At 70.9% G+C, this 20,555-nt stretch carries 18 protein-coding genes; 9 read left to right on the top strand and 9 right to left on the bottom strand.

The genetic code is table 11. The features are described from left to right. Positions 1–49 precede the first annotated feature (49 nt). Genes FFG40_RS06600 through FFG40_RS06585 form a run of 4 tightly spaced genes read right to left on the bottom strand, consistent with a single transcriptional unit; the run spans position 50 to position 5,773 of the window. The gene (locus FFG40_RS06600) at positions 50–2,575 is read right to left on the bottom strand and encodes a glycoside hydrolase family 3 N-terminal domain-containing protein (protein ID WP_185974120.1); all 2,526 of its coding nucleotides are present in this window, start codon (positions 2,573–2,575) and stop codon (positions 50–52) included. Continuing rightward, a complete protein-coding gene (locus tag FFG40_RS06595; RefSeq protein WP_111024614.1) occupies positions 2,572–3,453 on the bottom strand; it encodes a carbohydrate ABC transporter permease in 882 nt (293 codons plus the stop codon). Before FFG40_RS06595 ends, FFG40_RS06600 begins: the two co-directional genes overlap by 4 nt. Next, positions 3,453–4,475 (bottom strand): carbohydrate ABC transporter permease, encoded by a 1,023-nt coding sequence (locus FFG40_RS06590; RefSeq protein WP_027464452.1) that lies wholly within the window; start codon positions 4,473–4,475, stop codon positions 3,453–3,455. The genes FFG40_RS06595 and FFG40_RS06590 overlap by 1 nt, the downstream gene beginning before the upstream one ends. Before the next feature lie 2 nt (positions 4,476–4,477). Continuing rightward, positions 4,478–5,773 carry an ABC transporter substrate-binding protein gene (locus FFG40_RS06585; RefSeq protein ID WP_027464451.1) on the bottom strand — a complete coding sequence of 432 codons (1,296 nt, stop codon included), beginning with the start codon at positions 5,771–5,773 and terminating at the stop codon, positions 4,478–4,480. 146 nt (positions 5,774–5,919) lie between these two features. Here FFG40_RS06585 and FFG40_RS06580 point away from each other — a divergent pair, with 146 nt between their 5' ends. Then, positions 5,920–6,963, top strand: coding sequence for a LacI family DNA-binding transcriptional regulator (locus FFG40_RS06580; RefSeq protein ID WP_185974119.1), 1,044 nt, complete (start codon positions 5,920–5,922; stop codon positions 6,961–6,963). A 13-nt stretch (positions 6,964–6,976) separates the two neighbouring features. On the opposite strand, the gene FFG40_RS17230 is transcribed toward FFG40_RS06580, so the two are convergent. Next, a complete protein-coding gene (locus FFG40_RS17230) occupies positions 6,977–7,960 on the bottom strand; it encodes a helix-turn-helix domain-containing protein (RefSeq protein WP_138802655.1) in 984 nt (327 codons plus the stop codon). Between the two features lie 121 nt (positions 7,961–8,081). Here FFG40_RS17230 and FFG40_RS06570 point away from each other — a divergent pair, with 121 nt between their 5' ends. Further along, positions 8,082–8,528 (top strand): MarR family winged helix-turn-helix transcriptional regulator, encoded by a 447-nt coding sequence (locus FFG40_RS06570; protein ID WP_071245956.1) that lies wholly within the window; start codon positions 8,082–8,084, stop codon positions 8,526–8,528. 95 nt (positions 8,529–8,623) lie between these two features. Here the strand turns inward: FFG40_RS06570 and FFG40_RS06565 are convergent, their stop codons facing one another. The 4 genes from FFG40_RS06565 to FFG40_RS06550 all read right to left on the bottom strand — a co-directional run bounded on the left by FFG40_RS06565 (position 8,624) and on the right by FFG40_RS06550 (position 13,013). Continuing rightward, positions 8,624–9,472: a carbohydrate ABC transporter permease gene (locus FFG40_RS06565; RefSeq protein WP_027464448.1), complete on the bottom strand. Its 849-nt coding sequence runs from the start codon at positions 9,470–9,472 to the stop codon at positions 8,624–8,626. Further along, entirely contained in the window at positions 9,472–10,440 is a 969-nt protein-coding gene (locus FFG40_RS06560; protein WP_185974118.1) for a carbohydrate ABC transporter permease, read from the bottom strand. The genes FFG40_RS06565 and FFG40_RS06560 overlap by 1 nt, the downstream gene beginning before the upstream one ends. Continuing rightward, positions 10,437–11,756: an ABC transporter substrate-binding protein gene (locus tag FFG40_RS06555; protein WP_027464446.1), complete on the bottom strand. Its 1,320-nt coding sequence runs from the start codon at positions 11,754–11,756 to the stop codon at positions 10,437–10,439. Before FFG40_RS06555 ends, FFG40_RS06560 begins: the two co-directional genes overlap by 4 nt. 240 nt (positions 11,757–11,996) lie before the next feature. Then, positions 11,997–13,013: a LacI family DNA-binding transcriptional regulator gene (locus tag FFG40_RS06550; protein ID WP_260678804.1), complete on the bottom strand. Its 1,017-nt coding sequence runs from the start codon at positions 13,011–13,013 to the stop codon at positions 11,997–11,999. A gap of 201 nt (positions 13,014–13,214) precedes the next feature. Here FFG40_RS06550 and FFG40_RS06545 point away from each other — a divergent pair, with 201 nt between their 5' ends. From FFG40_RS06545 to FFG40_RS06515, 7 genes are all read left to right on the top strand, one after another. Then, on the top strand, positions 13,215–14,450 hold the full coding sequence (locus FFG40_RS06545; protein ID WP_138802654.1) for an ABC transporter substrate-binding protein: 1,236 nt from the start codon (positions 13,215–13,217) through the stop codon (positions 14,448–14,450). A gap of 2 nt (positions 14,451–14,452) precedes the next feature. After that, positions 14,453–15,418, top strand: a complete 966-nt coding sequence (locus FFG40_RS06540) for a carbohydrate ABC transporter permease (RefSeq protein ID WP_027464443.1) — start codon at positions 14,453–14,455, stop codon at positions 15,416–15,418. Then, positions 15,411–16,298, top strand: a complete 888-nt coding sequence (locus FFG40_RS06535; protein WP_111039974.1) for a carbohydrate ABC transporter permease — start codon at positions 15,411–15,413, stop codon at positions 16,296–16,298. Before FFG40_RS06540 ends, FFG40_RS06535 begins: the two co-directional genes overlap by 8 nt. A gap of 32 nt (positions 16,299–16,330) precedes the next feature. Next, positions 16,331–17,179 (top strand): ThuA domain-containing protein, encoded by an 849-nt coding sequence (locus FFG40_RS06530; RefSeq protein ID WP_138802653.1) that lies wholly within the window; start codon positions 16,331–16,333, stop codon positions 17,177–17,179. Further along, positions 17,176–18,279, top strand: a complete 1,104-nt coding sequence (locus FFG40_RS06525; RefSeq protein WP_138802652.1) for a Gfo/Idh/MocA family protein — start codon at positions 17,176–17,178, stop codon at positions 18,277–18,279. Before FFG40_RS06530 ends, FFG40_RS06525 begins: the two co-directional genes overlap by 4 nt. Before the next feature lie 181 nt (positions 18,280–18,460). Further along, positions 18,461–19,834, top strand: a complete 1,374-nt coding sequence (locus tag FFG40_RS06520) for an ATP-binding protein (protein ID WP_111056920.1) — start codon at positions 18,461–18,463, stop codon at positions 19,832–19,834. Next, positions 19,831–20,454, top strand: coding sequence for a response regulator transcription factor (locus FFG40_RS06515; RefSeq protein WP_111056919.1), 624 nt, complete (start codon positions 19,831–19,833; stop codon positions 20,452–20,454). Before FFG40_RS06520 ends, FFG40_RS06515 begins: the two co-directional genes overlap by 4 nt. Positions 20,455–20,555 lie beyond the last annotated feature (101 nt).

The following is a 20,555-nucleotide window of genomic DNA, read 5'->3' as shown; positions in this document are numbered from 1 at the left end:
CCTCCCGTCCGTCACCCGGTCACGCCCGGGCGCGTGATCCGTCAGCCGGTCAGACGAGCGACCACTCCACCAGGCGGGGGTCGCCCGGGGCGACCTCGTGGACCGCGCCGGTGACCGCGACGGTGGCGCGCTCCGTGGCGGTGCCGGGGACGGGGTGTCGGACCGGACCGTCGCCCGAGGCGACGATCCCACCGGCTGCCACCGGGCCTCCCGGCCGTGACGCCGCCGCGTGCGACGCGACCCAGACCTGCACGTCGCCGGGCTCGACCACCTTGCGCATCCGACGGTCGGTGAACGCGAAGCGCTGCACCGGGACGCGGAAGCGGACCCGCGCGGACTCCCCCGCGGCGAGCGCGACCCGCGCGTACCCGAGGAGCTGCACCTCGGGCCTGGTGACGCTGCCGTGCACGTCGTGCCCGTAGAGCTGCACGACGTCCTCGCCGTCACGGGACCCGGTGTTCCGGACCGTCACCGACGCGGCGAAGACGCCGTCGGAGCGGACGTCCTGGTCGACGACGAGCTCGTCGTAGGCGAAGTCGGTGTAGCCGAGGCCGAAGCCGAACGGTCGCACCGGCGTCGAGTCGGCGGCGGTGACGTCCGACGGACCGCCGAGCCGCGGGTGCAGGTACGTGAACGGCTGCGCACCGGCTGACCGCGGCAGGGACAGCGGCAGGCGGCCGGAGGGCGAGGCCTCGCCGGTCAGCAGGTCGGCGATCGCCAGCCCGCCGCCCTCGCCCGGGAAGAACGCCTGCACGACCGCGGCCGGACGCGGTCGGTCGCCGTCGAGCGCCCAGCCGATCGCGTACGGCCGGCCGGTGAGCAGCACCATCACGGTGGGGGTCCCGGTCGCGACGACTGCCTCGACCAGCTCGCGCTGCACGCCGGGCAGGTCGAGCGACTCGGTGTCGTTGCCCTCGCCGACCGTGCCGCGGCCGAAGAGTCCGGCCTGGTCGCCGACGACGACCACCGCGACGTCCGAGGCGGAGGCCACGGCGACCGCGTCGGCGAAGCCGGCCCGGTCGTCGCCCGTGACGGCGCAGCCCGCTGCGAAGCGGACCACCGACGGGCCGAGGGCCCGGGCGACGGCTTCGCGGACGGTCGGGATCGCGAAGCCGAGCGGCAGGTCGGGGTGCGAGGCGAGCACGTGGTTGGCGAACGAGTAGCAGCCCTGCAGGGCCTCGGCTCGGTCGGCGTTCGGGCCGATGACCGCGACCGAGGCCCCCGGTTCGAGCGGGAGGACGGGGGTGGCACTGTCGACGGTGCTGCCGTCGACGGTGGCGTGATCGCTGCCGCTGTCGTTCGACAGCAGCACGAGCGACTTCGCCGCCAGCTGCCGTGCGAGCGCCTGGTGCAGCGGGGTGTCGAGGTCGATCCCGGTGGGGGCGTCCTCGGCGAAGGCGTCCGGTTCGAGCAGGCCGAGCCGCTCCTTCTGCCGGAGCACCCGGAGCACGGCGCGGTCGACGAGGGCCTCGTCCACCTGCCCGCTGCGGACCCGTTCGACCAGCGGCGCGAGGTACGCGTCACCGGTCGGGAGCTCGACGTCGATGCCGGCCTCGAGCGCCAGCGCCGCGGCCTCGCCACGGTCGGCGGCGATGCCGTGCATGACCTCGAGGAACGCCACCGAGAAGTAGTCCGCGACGACCGTGCCGTCGAAGCCGAGCCGGTCGCGGAGCAGGTCGGTGAGCAGCTCGCCGTTCGCCGCGACGGGCACGCCGTCGATCTCGGCGTACGAGTTCATGACGCTCCGGGCGCCGCCGTCACGCAGCGCCATCTCGAACGGCGGCAGGTACACGTCGGCCACCTCGCGGGCCCCGGCGTGCACGGGGGCGTGGTTCCGACCCGCCTGCGACGCCGAGTACCCGAGGAAGTGCTTCAGGGTCGCGTCGACCCCGGCGGACTGCAACCCGCGCACGTACGCGGTACCGACGGTGCCGACCAGGTACGGGTCCTCGGCGATGCACTCGTCGACCCGGCCCCAGCGGGGGTCACGGATCACGTCGAGCACCGGTGCGAGCCCCTGGTGGACGCCGAGCTGGCGCATCGACGCACCGATCGCGGCGCCGACCTGCTCGACGAGCTCCGGGTCGAACGACGCACCCCACGCCAGCGGGGTCGGGAACGTCGCGGCCTTCCACGCGGCGAGCCCGGTCAGGCACTCCTCGTGGACGAGTGCCGGGATCCCGAGCCGAGTGTCGCGCTGCAGGCGGCGCTGTTCGGCCCAGAGCCAGGCAGCACGCTCGTCCGGTTCGACGGGACGGGTGCCGTAGACGCGGGTGAACTGCCCGATGCCGTCGCGGGTGATGTCCGCCAGGGTGCTGCCCTGCTGCACGGCCGCCATCTCGCCCTGCATGGGGGCGACGACGCCGTTCTGGTCGAGCCAGTAGCCGACGAGCTGGGCGACCTTCTCGTCGAGGGTCATCACGGTGAGCAGGGCGTCGGCGCGGGGTCCGGCGGTGGTCGCGGTCGCGTCCGCCGCGGTCGCATCCGTCGCGGTCGCGTCCGTCGCGTCCGTCGCGCTGTCGGCCTGGAGGCGCGGGTCGCGTCCGGCGGTCTGCGTCGCGTCGGTCGCGGTCACCCCTTCACCGCCCCGGTCAGGCCACCGACGATGCGGCGCTGGAAGATCGTGAAGAACACGAGGGCCGGGATCATCGACATCGAGGTGAACGCGAGCACCTTCGCGGTGTCGACGGAGTACTGCGACGAGAAGGACTGGACCCCGAGCGGCAGCGTGTACGCGGCCTCGTTGTTCAGGATGAACAGCGGCAGGATGTAGCTGTTCCAGCTGGCGATGAACGCCAGGATGCCGACCGTGACGACGCCGGGCAGCGACAGCGGCACGACCATCCGGAAGAAGAACCCGAGACGGCTCGCTCCGTCGATCGACGCGGCCTCCTCGAGCTCGTCGGGGATCGCCCGCAGGAACGGCACCAGGATGATGACGGTGGTCGGCAGCGCGAACGCGATCTGCGGCAGGATCACGCCGGCCAGGCTGTTCGTCAGACCGAGGTCCTTGACGAGCAGGTACAGCGGGGTGATCGCGACGGTGATCGGGAACATCAGACCAGCGGCGAACAGGGCGTAGAGCGCCCCGCGACCGGCGAACCGGTAGCGGGCGAGCACGAAGCTCACCATCAGCCCGAGCACGACGACCCCGATGGTGGTCGTGACGGCGCTGATCGTGGAGTTGCCGAGCTGCTGCCAGAAGATGCCGCTGGACAGCACGGACCCGTAGTTGCCGAACTCGAACGGTGCCGGCAGCCCGGCGGGGCTTGTGGTGATCTGCGAGTTGGTCCGGAAGCCGCCCAGCACGATGTAGAGCACGGGTGCCAGGTTGGCGGCGACGAACAGGATCGCGACGACGTAGGTCAGCGGGTTCGCGCGTCCGATCGCGGCACTGGACCGGCGCTCCCGCACGGCCCGGCGCCCGGGGGCGACGATGCTCGTGGTGGCCATCAGTTCTTCCTCTCGGTGAGTGCACCCGCGGTGTCGCGGCGGAGCACGAAGCGCTGGTAGATCAGGGCGACCACGAGCGAGATCACGAACATCACGACCGCGACGGCGCTGCCGAAGCCGAAGTTGCCCGAGGTCCGGCCGTTGGCGACCATGTACGTCGCCATCGTCGAGGTGCCCGCGGTCGACGCGATGTACTGCCCCCAGATGATGTAGACGAGGTCGAACAGCTGCAGCGAGCCGATGATCGACAGGAACGCCCAGATGCGGATGGTGGGACCGAGCAGCGGCAGCGTGATGCGCCGCTGGATCTGCCAGTAGCCGGCGCCGTCGATGGCGGCGGCCTCGAACAGTTCCTCGGGGATGCTCTGCAGGCCGGCGAGGAACAGGATCACCGCGAAGCCGATGTACTTCCACGAGATGATCACGAGCAGCGTCCAGATGGCGATGTCGGGGTTCGACAGCCAGTCCGCACGGAGGCCGCCGAGGCCGATGCTCTGGAACAGGTCGTTCACGGCGCCGTTCGACTGGAGCATCAGGCTCCACCCGGTGCCGACGATCACCTCGGAGATGACGTACGGCACGAAGACGAGCACGCGGACGAGTCCTCGGCCGTGCATCTTCTGGTTGAGCAGCAGTGCGAGCACGATCGCGATCGGCCCCTGCAGCACCAGGGAGAGCACGACGATGAAGCCGTTGTGCATCAGGACCGCGTGGAACGCCTTGTCCTGGAAGATGATCAGGTAGTTCTGCAGCCCGACGAAGTCGGTGGGCGGGCCGTAGCCCTGCCACTTGAAGAACCCGTAGTAGGCGGCGAGCGCCACGGGCAGGATCACGAAGGTGACGAAGACGATGACCGCGGGTCCGGCGAGGACCGCGATCTCGACGCGCTTCCGCCAGTCCGCGATGCGGCGCTTGGTCCGCCGACCGGCGGGGAGCGGCGAACCGCTCCCCGCCGGGGACGTCCCCGCGGCCGTGTCCGACCCGGTGGTCGGAGTCGTACCGAGCGAGGTGTCGAGGGTCATGCTCAGCCCTTGGCCGCAGCCTGGTTGGTGGTCTCGACGATGTCCTTCGCGCTGCCCTTGTCGGCGAGCAGGTCGACGACGCTGGTGTTCAGCGCGTTGCCGACGTTCTGGCCGTACAGGGTGTCGAGGTACTGCGAGACGAACGGGGCCTCCTGGTAGGCGGCCAGGGCCGTCTTCAGGTAGTCCGAGTCGACGACCGACTGGGCTTCCTTGTTCACCGGGATGGCGTTGAAGGCCTTGTAGTAGCCCTCCTGGTTGTCCTTCTGCACGATGAAGTTCAGGAAGTCGGTGCACGCCTTCTTCGGGGCCTGCGCCGAGCAGGAGTTGCCGTCGACGCCACCCATCATCGACTTCGGGTCACCCTTGCCACCGTCGATCGCGGGGAACGGGAACCAGCCGAGGTCGGGCAGCGGCTTGGCGTCCGGCGTCAGCGACGCGATCACGCCCGGGTCCCACGCACCCATGAGCTCCATGGCCGCCTTGTGGTTGGCGAGGAGACCGGCGGAGCTGCCGGCGCCCTGCTGTGCGGCGGTGGTCAGGAAGCCGTTGTTGAAGGGCTTGGTGGCGTTGAAGTCCTCGAGCTGCTCGCCGGCCTTCGTCCAGCAGGCGTTGTCGAACTTCAGCGACTTCGCCGTGTCCTCGAGGGTCTTCTGGCTGCACTCGCGGAGCGCGAAGTTGTAGTACCAGTGGGCGGCCGGCCAGGCGTCCTTCGCGCCGACGGCGACCGGGTCGATGTCCTTGGCCTTGAGCTTCGTGATCGCGTCGTTCAGCTCGTCCATCGTCGTGGGCGTGCCCTCGATGCCGGCTTCCTTGAACAGGTCCTTCGAGTACCAGATGCCCTCGGGGAGCACCGCGCCCGGCATGGCGTAGGTCTTGCCGTCCTTCTCGTACCCGGCGAACGTGCCCGCGCTGATGGACTTCTTCGCGTCGGCGCTGATGGAGTCGGAGATGTCCATGAGCTGCCCGGCAGCGATCATCGCGTCCATCTTGCCGCCGCCGCGCTGCAGGAACACGTCGGGGGCGTCGCCGGAGTTGAGGGCGGTCTGGAGCTTGCCGTCCAGGTCCTCGTTCTGGATCGCCTGGGTCTTGATGGTGACGTTCGGGTACTTCTCCTCGAACGCCTTGACCGTCGAGGCCCAGTAGGCCTTGCCCGGTCCGGTGGTCGAGTTGTGCCAGAAGGTCATCGTGACCTTCCCGCCGTCCTCGGAGGCATCGCTGCCCGCCGAGCACCCACTGGCCACCAGTGCTGTGGCCCCGATCAGCGCGATGGCTGCCGCGGCACGGATCTTCCTCGTCATCGTGGAACTCCTGAAGTGTCGTCGTTGACATGCGCGACATCGACTGCCGCTGCGGAGAGCATGCCTGCTGCTCCAGGTCGATGTCAATCGATATCGATAACGTTTTCTTTACCGATCGCATGGTGCCGCAGCGGTACGGTGTGCACATGGACTCGGCACTCGGCGCGCGTCCCGGTGCCGGCCGGGTGACGATCGGCGACGTGGCGCGGGTGGCCGGGGTCTCGATCCCGACGGTGTCCAAGGTGATCAACCAGCGCGACGGGGTCGCACCCGCCACGATGCTCCGCGTGCAGCAGGTGGTCGACGACCTGGGGTACGAGACCTCGCTGGTCGCCCGGAGCCTGCGGAGTTCGCGGACCGGGGTCGTCGGCATCCTGGTGCCCGAGTTCGAGCCGTTCTCGACCGAGCTGCTCCGCGGCATCTCGCGGGCGGCCACCGGCACCGGCTACGAGCTCCTCGCCTACGCCGGCCTGATGACCGGCGCCGACCGACCCGGGTGGGAGCGCCGGTCGCTTTCCCGCCTGTCCGGCACCCTGATCGACGGCGCGATCGTCGTCACCCCGACCACGGCACTGTCGAGCTCGTCGATCCCCGTCGTGGCGATCGACCCGCACACCGGGCCGGAGGGGCACTCCACCGTCGACGCCGACAACGAGGCCGGCGCGGTGCAGGCGGTCGAACACCTGCTCGCACTCGGACACACCCGCATCGCGCACCTGCAGGGACGCGCCGACCTGGCCTCCGCCCAGCTGCGCGCCGCCGGGTACCGCTCGGCACTGACGGCCGCGGGCATCACGGTCGACGAGTGCCTGCTGCGTGACGGCGGCTACCAGGAGGACCAGTCCGCGGCCGTCGCCCGCGAGCTCCTGACCCTCGCCGACCGCCCCACCGCGGTGTTCGCCGCGAACGACTCGTCGGCGATCGGCGTGCTCCGCGCCGCGGCCGAGGTCGGGCTCCGCGTCCCCCAGGACCTGTCCGTCGTGGGCTTCGACGACGTGCCGCAGGCGTCCACCACGACCCCGCCGCTCACCACGGTGTCGCAGCCGCTCGCCGAGCTCGGGTCGCACGCCGTGCAGATGCTCCTGACGATGCTCCGTGGCGAACCGACCACGGACCACGTCCGGCTCCCCACGACCCTGCGGGTGCGGGCGAGCACGGGCCCCGCGCCGAGGCCGGCGTCCGGCCGCTGAGCACCCGCCGCCGTCAGCGCCGCAGGGTCTGCTTCGGGTACTCGCCGAACCGGGCCGCGTACGCCGCCGAGAACCGGCCGAGGTGGGCGAACCCCCACCGTCGGGCGACGTCGCCGACGACCCCGGCCTGCGGGTCGAGCTCGAGCAGTTCCCCGCGCACGCGGTCGAGCCGGACCTCGCGCAGGTAGGTCAGCGGCGACACGTCGAAGACCCGGCGGAACGACTCCTGCACCGACCGCACGCTCAGGCCGGCGACCTCGGACAGCTCCTGGACCGTGACGGGCTCGGCGGCGTGCGCGTGGATGTACTCCACCGCCGCCCGCAGCCGGGCGTTCCGGGGCAGGCCGAGCACCGCGGGCAGGTCGTCGGCCTGCGGCGGGAAGGTGTCCAGGAACGCGGTGGCGGCCGACCGCTTGGCCTCGTGCCACGCGTCGGAGTCGGGTCCCTCGGCGCGCAGGGCCCGGGACAGCGCCACGAGCGCCCCCTGCCAGCGCTCGGCGGTCTCCGGTTCGGGCATGCGGGTCGGGTCGAACCGCAGTGGTGCCGCTTCGACCTCCAGGCGTTCGAACGCGACGCGGTGCACGTACTCCCGCCCGAAGTGCACCAGCCGCTGGTCGTGGTCCTCAGCCGTGAACACGAAGTCTTCCTCGGGCGGCAGGAGCACGGGGACGTCCCGGCGCAACTCCATCCGGACGCGCCCGGAGTCCAGGTGCGCGGTCCCGCTGGTGATCCACGTCACCACGTAGTCGGCACCGACGGGCACCGAGCCGCGCACGGCACCGCGGAGCTGCGAACGCCGGATGCTCACGTCGGAGTCCCCGACGGCCGTGTACCGGTACGAGAAGTCGTCGTCGAGGCGCCGGACGGACCACCGATCGGCGCCGTGGACGGCGGCGAGGTCGCGCTCGGCCGAGTCCGGGTCCCCGCCGGAGACCTCGAAACGGACCGGTTCCCCGGCGCGTGCAGCGGACTGTGGAGTCGGGACGGGGTCAGCCACGGTGCCCCGAATCCGTCATCGCCACCTGCACCGTTCCACGCTCCGCGTTATGTGGATACGCTGGGGCGGTGACTGCGGCGTATCGTGACCCGGACGAGACCCGTGCGAAGGGGGCATTGTCGTGAGCGATGTCGACCTGGACGCGGCGCTGACCCGGCTCGAGGCCGCGGTCTCCGAACTGCGCGGTCGACTGCGCGACGAGCTCGGCGTCTCCGGCGGCGACCTGACGCTGCTGCAGTTCGTCTCGCGCGCCGAGGAAGCGGGCCGGACGGTGCGCGTGAAGGACCTGTCGAAGCACCTGGGGCTCACCGGCCCGGCGATCACCGGCATGGTGGACCGACTCGAGCACAGCGGACACATCAGCCGTGTCCCCAACCCCGACGACGGCCGCAGCCGGTACATCGAGCTGACCGATGCTGCCCGCCGCGACTACGCGCGCGCGATGGACGGCACGAACAAGCACCTGCACGACCTGATGGCCTCCTTCTCGGAACGGGAGCGGGCCAGGTTCGTGCGGATCATCGACCGCATCGTCGCAGCCGTCGATCTCGGCGCACCGAGCCCCTGACGGCAGGGTACGGGCGGTCAGGACGCCGCCCGGACGAATGTCCAGCATGCGCAGCTAGGTAAGTTCCCTACCTATCTCCGCATGCCGGACACCGGTCACCCCTTGACGGCTCCGGAGGTCAGGCCGGACACGATCGAGCGGCGGAACACGAGCACCAGGATGACGATCGGCACCGTCGCAGCGACGCTCGCGGCGAAGATCTGCGCGAACGGCACCGTGAACTGCGTCCCGAAGAGCGCGATGCCGACCGGGATCGTCCGGAACGAGTTCTCGCTGTTGAAGGTCAGTGCCATCAGGAACTCGCTCCACGACGCCGTGAAGGTGAAGACGCCGACCGTGAACAGGCCCGGCTTCGCCATCGGCAGGATCACCGACAGCACGGTCCGCCACGCCCCGGCTCCGTCGATCTCGGACGCCTCTTCGATCGTCGACGGGATCCCCTGCAGGTAGTTCCGCATGATCCAGATGGCGAACGGCAGGTTGAACGCCACGTACGGCACGATCAGGCCCGGGTACGAGTTGAGCAGCCCGAGGTTGCGCTCGAGCAGGTACAGCGGCGTCAACACCGCGATCGCCGGGAACACCGACAGCATGAGCAGCGAGGTCATGATCGCCGTGCGCCCCCGGATGAACCGGCCGGCCAGGGCGTACCCGGCGAGGAACGCCAGCGCGAGCACGATCACCGTGGTCGACACCGACACGATGACGCTGTTCACCATGTACTGGCCGAGCGCGTTGTCGCGGAAGGCCACCACGAAGTTGTCGAAGGTGAACGACTGCGGCCAGACGGTGGGCGGCGACTGCCCGATCTCGGACGCCGGCTTGAGCGACGTCGTGACGAGCCAGTAGAGCGGCAGGGCGGTGAGCACCGCGATGACGACACCGCTGACGTTGACGGTGTTGACCCACTTCCGCCAGCCCTTGCGCACACGTTGACGGGGCATCAGTCGTCCCCTCCCTTCGCCTGGTTCCGGAACGCCCGGAGGAACAGCAGACACCCCGCCGCGACGATGACCGCGGTGGAGGTCGCGATCGCCGCGCCCGGTCCGATGTTGATGTCCTGGAAGAGCACCTTGTAGCCCATGATCGCGAGCGACTGGGTGGCGGTGCCCGGGCCGCCGTTCGTCAGCACGAACGGCAGGTCGAAGACGCCGAATGCCTGCAGGATGCGGAACAGCACCGCGATCGTCAGGGTCGGGGTGAGCTGCGGCAGCACCACGCGCCAGAACGTCTGCCAGGTGCTCGCGCCGTCGAGCTCGGCGGCCTCGTAGTGGTCCTCGGAGATCTGCACGAGTCCGGCGAGCAGGATGATCGCGACGAACGGCGTCGTCTTCCAGATGTCCGCTACCATCAGCCCGGTGATCGCGGGCACCGGTTCGCCGAGGATCACCGGGGCGTCCCCGAACAACCCGAAGAACCACGTCGCGACGCCGTAGGTGCTGTCGTAGATGTACTTCCACAGCTGCGCGTTCACGATGGTCACGAGCGACCACGGGATGAGCATGAGCGCGAGCATCCAGCCGCGGGTGGCCCCGAGGCGTTCGAGCACCAGCGCGACGAGCATGCCGAGCACGAGCTCGACCGACACCGTCACCACCGTGTAGAGCACCGTGAAGCCGAGCGCCCGGTACCAGTCGGCGCTCTGCAGCAGGGCCGCGTAGTTGTCGAACCCGAACGACTGGATCGTGAAGCCCTCGTACCCGACCTCGACGTCCGCGAAGCTCAGGACGACCGAGTACACGACCGGGAAGATCGTCACCGCCGCGACCACCAGCAGCGCCGGGGCTGCGAAGCCCCACGCGCCCCGCGAGCGGGTGCGGTCGAGACGCGACCGCCCCGTCGGCCGGGGCGGCGGATCGACGCGACCCGTGCCTCCAGGCCGTGCCGGTCGTGTCGCCGTGCCGGCGCTCACAGCGCCGCTCCCTGCAGGGCGAGCGAGATGGCGGAGGCCATCGCGCTGGTGCCGCCGTCGACGGATGCCTGCCCGCCGAGGATGCTGTTGCCGTTCTGGTAGACGCCCTGCGAGACCTTCGGGTAGTAGGCGGTCGAGGTCGGACGGGGCACGAGCGTGATGCCCGCCGCCGTGTCGTAGGTCGGGCGCTCCTGGCGCTTCGCGTCCGCGCTGACGAGGCTCGCCGACCGGGCCGGCAGGACCCCGCCCTCACGGGTCAGGAACTGCTGCGCGGTCTCGCTCGACATCCAGCGCGCGAAGGTCAGTGCCGCAGCGGGTTCCTGGGTGTGCGGGTTGATGTAGTTCCCCCACCCGCCGATCGTCGAGTGGTGCTCGTCCATGCCGTCGAACGTCGGCCGGGCGGCGAGACCCACCTTGCCGGCGACCCGGCTGTCCGGGCCGTTCGCGATCCCCCACGCGTACGACCAGTTGCGCAGGAACGCCGCGCGGCCGCCGGAGAAGGCGTCGTTGGTGTCCTGCTCCTGGTACGTCAGGGTGGCCCGTGGCGACGCTCCCGACGTCACCAGCGACCGCATGAACTCGAACGCGCGCTTGGTCTCGGAGCTCGTCGTCTCGGGCTTCGTCAGGTCGTCGTTGAGCAGCGACCCGCCGGCGTCGGCGACGAACTCGGTGACGTTGCAGGTCAGTCCCTCGTACACGTCGCCCTGGAACGCGAAGCCGTACGACACGTCGCCGGTGTCGACGAGCTTCGCGGCGGTCTCGCGCACTTCCTCCCACGACCCCGGCACCTGCAGGGAGTGCTTCGCGAGCAGGTCCTTCCGGTACAGGAAGAACGACTCGTCGATGTACAGCGGGAACATGTAGTAGGTCCCGTCGACGCTCGCTGCCAGTCGCAGGCCCTCGGGGAACTGGTCGAAGAAGTCCTCGCCGACGAGCTGGTTCACGGGGGTCGCGAGCTTGTTCTTCGCGAACTGCCCGGGCCAGGCGACGTCACCGAGGTAGACGTCCGGCGTGCTGCTGCCGGCCGCGATCTGGGTCGTCAGGCTGGTGCGGTTCGTGTCGGTGTCGCTCGGGGCGCTGACGATCCGGACCCGGATGTTCGGGTGCTCCCTCTGGAACTCCGCGATGAGCCTCCGCCGGAGGTCACCGCCGTCCTTCGAGGCGACCTGCCCGGCCCACCAGCTGATCGTCGCCTCGCCCTCGGGCGGTTCGGTGGGCCAGTCCTCGACCCGCGTGCGCTCGGGTCGAGTGGAGCAACCGGCGAGCAGCAGCACCCCCGCTCCCCCGAGCATGAACGTCCTCCGGTCGATGGCCATCCGTCCTCCTCGACGTGTGGTGCTGCGAACCTGTACATCCACACAACCAGGCGGAGCCTGGTCTGTCCGCCAGGGGCGGTGACGGCGCGGCCGCCTGCGCGGTCGCGCCGCGCACCTTTCGGGGTGGACGACACCTCACGCGCCCGGGGAGCCGTGGACTGTCGCTCAGCCCGAAAACGGGCCGGCGGCGGCCTGGAGGCGCGTGGCGGGGCCGACCCGCGCCTCCAGGCCGGCAGGGGGTCAGGTGGGGGCGGGGGCCGTTGAGTCGGCCAGGTGCAGGGCGCACGGGATGAGCGTGTGCGTGCGCTCGGTGCTGCCGCCCTCGAGGCGGTCGACCAGCGACTCGACCGCCAGGCGGCCGAGTTCCGGGCCGGGGGCGTTGAGCGTCGTGAGCACCGGTTCGGTCGCGGCACCGGCACCGTCGGAGGACACGATCGCGATGACCGAGACGTCCTCGGGCACGCGCCGACCGCCGGCCCGCAACCCGCTGACGAGCCCGAAGTTCGAGTCGTCCTTCATGATGATCGCGGCCGTGACGTCGGGGTCGTGCGCCAGCAGGTCCGCCGCCGCACGACGCCCGCCCTCGGCCGAGGCGCCGGCGGCGACCACGGTGCCGATCAGACCGCGGCGCTCGATGCCGGCGTGGAACGCCGCCTCGGAGCGGACCTTCGGCCCGTAGTCGGCCATCGAGGTGCCGTCGAGGTCCTCGACCACGAGCCCGATCCGACGGTGCCCGAGCCCCGTGAGGTGGTCGAGGGCGTCCTCGACGGTGCGCTCGAAGTCGATGTCGACGTACGAGATGCGCGAGGGGTCGGCGGTGCGGCCGATCGCGACGAACGGGACCTCGAGCTCGGTCAGACGCGCGATCCGGGGGTCGTGCATCGTGACCTCCATCACCACGACCCCGTCGGCGAGACCGCCCGAGATGAGGTCCTGCACGTCGTCCGCCGTCGTCACCGCCGGCCAGAGCACCAGGTGGTACCCGAGCTCCGAGGCGCGGCTCGCGGCACTCGTGAAGAACTGCAGCGCGGTCTGGCCGAGCCGGTGCTCGAGCACCGGGAACACGAGCGCGAGGATCCGGGTGCGGCGCGACGCCAGTGCCCGGGCGACCACGTTGTTCCGGTAGCCCAGCTCGCGCATCGCCGCCGTGACCCGGGCACGGGTGTCGGCGGACACGCGCTTGTTCCCGTTCACGACGAAGGACACCGTCGCGATCGAGACGCCCGCCCGGTCGGCGACCTGCTGCATCGTCGCCATGCCGCTCCCTCACCCTGTTCCGCTCACTGTAGCGGGGGCGGTGCCCGAGAAAGTTCGTCTAAGCGCTTTACCATCTAACCGCTTCGATGCTAACTTCGACCCCACTCGGGACGCGACGGAGCGGTTCTGGTCCGGTCGTCCCCGATCCACGAGCGACACGTTCGACTCGTGTCCGGCAACCATCCAGAGAAGAGCGAAGCAATGAAGCCTCGACACCGCAGGATCGCTCCGGTCCTCAGCGCGGTCGCCATGCTGGCGACCGTCCCCCTCGCCCTCGCCGGCTGTTCCGGCGGCTCGTCCGCGAGCTCCGGCGGCAAGGTGGACTCCATCACCGTGCTCGACTACTACAACCAGGGCAACGACAAGAAGGTCATCGGCGAGTACCTCGACAAGTGCGGGGCCGAGAACGACGTCACCATCAAGCGCAGCCTGGTGCCCGGCTCGTCGCTCATCCAGAAGGTCCTGCAGCAGGCGTCGTCGAAGACCCTGCCGGACGTCCTGATGCTCGACAACCCGGACCTGCAGCAGATCGCCGAGACGGGTGCGCTGTCGCCACTGTCCGACTACGACATCTCGACCGACGGCTACGCCAAGGGCGTGCTGCAGGCCGGGACCTACGAGGACAAGGTCTACGGCCTCGCCCCCACCGTGAACACCATCGCGCTCTTCTACAACAAGAAGGTGCTGTCCGAGGCCGGTGTCACCCCGCCGAAGACGTGGGACGAGCTGCAGTCCGCCGCGGCGAAGCTGACCAAGGGCGACCAGTACGGGTTCGCCGTCGACGCCAACGCCACGTACGAGGGCACCTGGCAGTTCCTGCCGTTCATGTGGTCGAACGGCGGCGACGAGAAGGACATCGCGACCCCGGAGACCGAGGAAGCACTGTCGCTCTGGAAGGGCCTGGTCGACGACGGCTCGATGTCGAAGAGCGTCGTGAACTGGACCCAGGCCGACGTGAACGACCAGTTCATGGCCGGCAAGGCCGCGATGATGATCAACGGCCCGTGGCAGATCCCCGGTCTGAAGGAGTCGAAGGTCGACTACGGGATCGCCCAGATCCCCGTGCAGGCCGCCAGCGACAAGGCCGTGGCCCCGCTCGGTGGCGAGGTCTGGACCGTCCCGAACACCGGTGACAAGGCGAAGCAGGCCGTCGCGGCGAAGATCGTCGACTGCATGAACAGCGACGCGAACCAGCTCGCGATGGCGAAGCTGCGGTACACGATCCCCTCGAAGACCGACGTCGCGCAGCAGTTCGGCAAGGACGTCCCCGAGGAGCAGGTGTTCGTCGACCTCGTCGCCGACGCCCGCGCCCGCACCGGCGAGCTCGGTGCCGACTGGCCCAAGGCCGCGACGAAGATCTACACGGCCGTGCAGTCGGCGCTGACCGGGCAGGACTCCCCGGCCGACGCCCTGCAGAACGCGCAGTCGAGCAACTGAGCATGACGAGCACCGCGACCCCCGTCGCCCCACGGCGAGCCGCCGGGAACGGAGCGCCCGCTCCGTCCCGGCGGCCCCGCCCGGGCCGCTCGCTGCGCTTCGAACGGATCGCGCAGCTGCTGTTCCTGCTGCCGGCCGTCCTGTTCCTGCTGCTGTTCTTCGGCTACCCGGTGGTCAAGAACATCGTCATGAGCTTCCAGGCGTACACGACGTCGACGTTCTACACGGGCGAGGCACCGTGGGTCGGCCTGGCGAACTACGCCTCGGTCGTGTCGTCCCAGCTGTTCGGCACGGCGATGCTCAACACCGCGCTGTTCACGATCGGGTCGATCGTCGGCCAGTTCGTCCTCGGCCTGCTGCTCGCCCTGTTCTTCCGACGGAACTTCCCGCTGTCCGGCCTCCTGCGCTCGCTGCTCCTGCTGCCCTGGCTGCTGCCGCTCATCGTCTCGAGCGCGGTCTGGAAGTGGATGCTCGACCAGGACTCGGGCGTCGTCAACCAGTTCCTCGGCACCTTCGGCATCCCGTCGGTCCCGTGGCTGACGAGCCCCGCCGTGGCGCTCATCACCGTCATCGCGGTGAACATCTGGATCGGGATCCCCTTCAACACCACGATCCTGTACGGCGGTCTGCAGGACATCCCCACCGAGCTGTACGAGGCCGCGGCACTCGACGGCGCGACCGGGTGGAAGGCCTTCTGGGCGATCACCTGGCCGATGCTCCGCCCCGTCGTGAGCGTCACGCTCGTGCTCGGCGTCGTCTACACGATCAAGGTGCTCGACATCATCCTCGGGTTGACGAACGGCGGGCCGGCGAACGCCACCCAGACCATCGCGACGCAGTCCTACGACCTGTCGTTCAAGCAGTTCGACTTCGGGCAGGGCGCCGCGCTGAGCAACATCCTCATCGTGATCTCCGCCCTGTTCGCGATCGTCTACCTCCGCCTCAACAGGAAGGCCGTCGATGACTGACGCAGCGTCCACCACCGACGTCCTCCGGACCCGCGCGGTGGTCACCCGCGGCACCCGGCGACCCGTCCGTCCCACGAGCGCGAAGCAGTGGGTGCTGTCCGGCGTCGGGATCCTGATCCTCGCCGTGATGCTGTTCCCCGTCTACTGGATGATCAACATCTCGCTGCAGCCGGCCGGTTCCGCGATCGAGGCCGCCTGGTTCCCGATCAACGCGCAGCTCGGCGGCTACGCGCAGGCCATCGCCGACCAGGGCGGCGCCCTGGTCACGAGCCTGGTGATCGCCCTGGGCAGCGTCGTCGTCAGCCTGCTCATCGCGACGCCGGCGTCGTACGCACTCGCCCAGTTCAAGGTCAAGGGCATCAACGCGGTGCTGTTCGGCATCCTCATCTCGCAGATGATCCCGGGCATCGTCGTCGCGAACGCCCTGTACGCGGCGTACAACGACCTCGGCCTGCTCAACACCGTGCCGGGACTGATCCTGGCCGACAGCACCGCGGGCGTGCCCTTCGCGATCCTGATCATGCGGGCGTTCATGCAGAACATCCCGCCGTCGATCATCGAGGCCGCCAAGGTCGACGGTGCCGGCAACTTCCGGGCCTTCCGCTCGGTCGTCGTGCCGATCAGCGCCAACGCCCTGATCACCGCCGGGCTGTTCACGTTCCTGTTCACCTGGAGCGACTTCCTGTTCGCCCTGACCCTCACGACCACCGAAGACGTCCGGCCGATCACGCTCGGCATCTACAACTACATCGGCACCTTCACCGCCGACTGGTCGACCGTCATGGCCGCCGCGGTGATGGCCTCGATCCCCGCCATCGTGCTGCTGCTCGTGGCGCAGAAGTTCATCGCCGCCGGGGCCACCGGCGGCGCAGTCAAGTGACCGGGTCCCACCACCCCCGAAAGGCACACACCATGACCACCACCCCGCTCCGCATCACCGTCTGGGGCGAGAACGTCCACGAACAGGTCGAGCAGCACGTCGCCGAGCGGTACCCCGACGGCATGCACGGCGCGATCGCGGACGGCATCCGCGAGCACCTGCCCGAGGCCGTCGTCCGGACCGCCACCATGCAGGAGCCCGAGCACGGCCTCACCGACGAGGTCCTCGCGAACACCGACGTCCTCACCTGGTGGGGGCACGCCGCACACCAGGACGTCGACGACGCCGTGGTCGACCGGGTGCACCGGCACGTGCTCTCCGGCATGGGGCTGCTCGTCCTGCACTCCGGCCACTGGTCGAAGATCTTCGGCAAGCTGATGGGCACCACCTGCACCCTCCGCTGGCGCAGCGAGCACGACCAGGAGCTCGTCTGGACCGTCAATCCGCAGCACCCGATCACGCGCGGGGTGCCGAACCCGATCGTCATCCCCGAGCAGGAGATGTACGGCGAGTACTTCGACGTCCCGACGCCCGACGAGCTCGTGTTCATCTCGGGCTTCACCGGCGGCGAGGTGTTCCGGAGCGGCATGACGTACCGCCGCGGCCTCGGGAAGATCTTCTACTTCTCCCCCGGTGACCAGGACTTCCCCGTCTACCACCACCCGGGCGTCCGCCGCGTGATCGCGAACGGCGCCGAGTGGGCCCGGCCCGAGCGGGAGCGGGAGATCCCGACGCTCCGCCGCTACGACCTGGGCGAGTACTTCGACGGGCAGCACTACCGCGGCCCGTTCGACGACGCCGAGCCCGAGACCGCCGAGCCGACGGCCAGCGAGCCGACGGCCAGCGAGCCGGCGGCCGAGCGCGACGGGGCGCAGGCGTGAGCCCCCTCCGCGTCCTGCAGGTCGGCGCCGGCGGGATGGGGCGGGCCTGGCTCGCCACCGTCGCCGCCGACCCCGAGGTCGAGCTGGTCGGCATCGTCGACCTCGACCTCGACGCCGCCCGCGCCGGGGCCGAGCACGCCGGCGACCCGTCGATCCCGGTCGGCACGGACCTGACCGTGCTGGCCGCCGAGACCGGCGCCGAGGCCGTCCTCGACATCACCGTGCCGGTCGCGCACCACCCGGTCACGCTGCAGGCGCTCCGGGCCGGGCTCCCCGTGCTCGGCGAGAAACCGGCCGCGCAGACCGTCGCCGAGGCGCTGTCGCTCGCCGCGGCCGCCGAGGCCACCGGCAAGCTGTTCATGGTGTCGCAGTCCCGCCGCTACAACGACCAGCTCGTCGCGTTCCGGCAGCACGTCCGCGACCTCGGTGCCGTGGGCGGGCTGAGCACCCGGTTCGCGAAGGCGCCGCACTTCGGTGGTTTCCGCGAGGAGATGGACGACGTCCTGCTGCTCGACATGGCCATCCACGCGTTCGACTCCGCCCGGTACGTGCTCGAACGCGACCCGGTGTCGGTGTACTGCGAGTCGTGGAACCCGTCGTGGTCCTGGTACCGGGGTGACGCTGCCGCCGCAGCCGTCTTCACGTTCGAGGACGACGTCCGCTACGTCTACGACGGCTCGTGGTGCGCGCCGGGTGCCGAGACCTCGTGGAACGGCGACTGGCGTGCCTCCGGAGCGGCCGGCACGGCACTCTGGGACGGCGACCACGACCCCTCGAGCGACCTCGACGGCAGCCCCGGTTCCCCTGCCGCTGCGCCGTCGGTCGGGCACGAGATCGCCGGGTCCCTGGCATCCTTCGTCCGGGCGGTCCGCTCCGGCGGGGTGCCGGACGGCGAGGTGCACGGCAACGTGATGAGCCTCACGATGGTCGACGCGGCCATCACCTCGGCCCGCAGCGGCCGCCGGGTCGTCATCGACGAGGTGCTCGAACAGGCGCACCGGGACGCCCTGGCCGTCGAGCAGGACGACGCGATCCGCGACCGCCTGGCCGGGTGGGAGTCGGTCCGCGGCGCCCTGCGCGAGCGGCTGCCCGCTTCGTGAGCAGGAACGGTCGGGTCGCGCACCGCGACCCGACCGTTCCTGCTCACCATGTGCGGTACGACGCACCCCGAGCAGGCCTGGAGGCCCGTGGCGACGCCGCCACGGGCCTCCAGGCCTGCGTTCTGCGGCGATCCGGGCCCCACGCGCGCCCGGTGGGGACGCCGCCGGTTACGGTGTCCGGGTGCACGGACAACGGTCGTCGGACAGTGACACGGCGGCGGAGCCGGTCGTGCTCGTCGCGGCCGACCCGCGCCGGCGGACCGGCCGGACGCCCTGGCGGCTCGTCCTGGTCGGCGTCGTGCTCGCCGCGGTCGTCGGAGGCGCCGCGGTCGCGACCGCCGGCACTCTGGTGGCGCAGCGCATCGCGGAGTCGTTCGCCGTCCGTGACGCGACCAGCGACACCGCGGCGCTCGCACGCGTCGTGGTCGAACCCGCACTGCTCGACGCGGTCGCCGACCCGTCCCGGTCCGCCGTCGACCGGAACGCCGCACGGACGCGCCTGGACGACGCGGTGGCCGGTGAGCTGCGCGCCGGATCGGCGGTCCGGATGAAGCTCTGGGCGGCCGACGGCACGGTGCTCTGGTCGGACGAACGTCGACTGGTCGGCGAGCGCTTCCCGCTGTCCGACGAGGACCTGGAGGCGCTGGAGTCGGACCGCTCCGACGCCGAGGTGTCGGACCTGACCGAGCCGGAGAACCGCTACGAGCGCGGGCACGGGCCGCTGCTCGAGGCGTACCAGGCGGTGCACACGCCGTCCGGCGAGGCGCTGCTGTTCGAGGCGTACCAGCCGTACGACCAGGTGCTCGCGCGCGCCGCGGACCTGCGGCGGTCGTTCGCCGTCCTGGCGTTCGGCACGGTGGCCGTGGTGCTCGCGCTCCTGGTGCCGCTGCTGCTCGGGTTGCTGCTGCGGATCCGTTCCGGGCAGCGCCTGCGGGAGCGGCTGCTCGGTCGCGCGCTCGACGCCGAAGCCGCGGAACGCCGACGGATGGCCGCCGAACTGCACGACGGACCGGTGCAGGACGTCGCCGGACTCGCACTGTCCCTTGGTGCCGATCCCGCCACGCGCGACGCCGCCACCGTGCTCCGGGGTGCGGTGTCGTCGCTGCGGACCTCGATGGCGACGATCCGGCCGGCGGCTCCGACACCCGAGGGACTCGGCGCCGCCCTCGACGACGCCTGTGCCCGCGCGCGTGCAGCGGGGCTCGCGACCACCGTGCGGGTGCCGGCCGCCGTCGACGCGTCCCCCGCCGCGCTGCTCGCGGTCGTGCGCTTCGTCCGTGAGGCCGTCTGGAACGTCGTCAAGCACGCCGAAGCGACCCGGGTGGACGTCACGGTGACGCAGGCCGGCGGCTCGGTCCGGGTGGTCGTGCACGACGACGGGGCGGGCTTCGACCCCGCCGTGGTCGTCGAGGGCGGCCGCACCGGACACCTCGGCACGACCCTGCTGCGCGAGGTCGCCGAGGACACCGGCGGGTCCCTGCTGCTCCGGACCGCTCCGGGTGCCGGCACCACCTGGGACCTCGAGGTCCCCGTCGACGCGGAGGCCCTGCGGTGAGGGTCCTGCTGGTCGACGACCACGCGCTGGTCCGGAGCGGGCTGCGCGCGGTGCTGGGGACGACGGACGACTGCGAGGTCGTCGGCGAGGCAGCCACCGGCGAAGCAGCGGTGTCGCTCGTGCCGACGCTCCGGCCCGACGTCGTCGTGATGGACCTGTCGATGCCCGGTGCCGGCGGTGTGGAGGCGACCAGGCAGGTGCGGGCGCTCCTGCCGTCGGTCCGGGTCCTCGTCGTCACGACGTTCTCGGACGACCACCGTGTGCGGGCCGCGTTGGCAGCCGGCGCCACGGGCTACCTGCTCAAGGACGCCGCGCCCGACGACGTGGTCGCGGCGGTCCGTGCCGCAGCGCGCGACGAGACGCCGATCGACCCCCGGGTGGCCCGGGCGCTCCTGCCCGGAGCAGCCGCCGGAGCCGCCGCGGACCGGGGCCCGGAGCTCCCGCCCCGGGAACGGGACGTGCTCGTCCGCATCGCCCGGGGCATGTCGAACCGGCAGATCGGCACGGAGCTCGGCATCGCGGAGCGCACCGTGAAGGTGCACGTCGGGTCGCTGTTCCGGCGGATCGGTGTCGCGGACCGCACGAGCGCGGCGCTGTGGGCGCGCGACCACGGCTGGTGACCGTGCCCTGCTGACGCTGCTGACCGGGTACTAGTACCAAGGTCCGATGGTGCGGAGCCGGGCCGGCGGCGACGATCGTCGTACCGGCCAGACAGGCCCAC

Source organism: Curtobacterium sp. KBS0715, assembly GCF_005938005.2.
GTDB lineage: Bacteria > Actinomycetota > Actinomycetes > Actinomycetales > Microbacteriaceae > Curtobacterium > Curtobacterium flaccumfaciens.
Note: the sequence above shows the minus strand (reverse complement) of the source record. Positions and strands in the feature narration are given on the sequence as shown.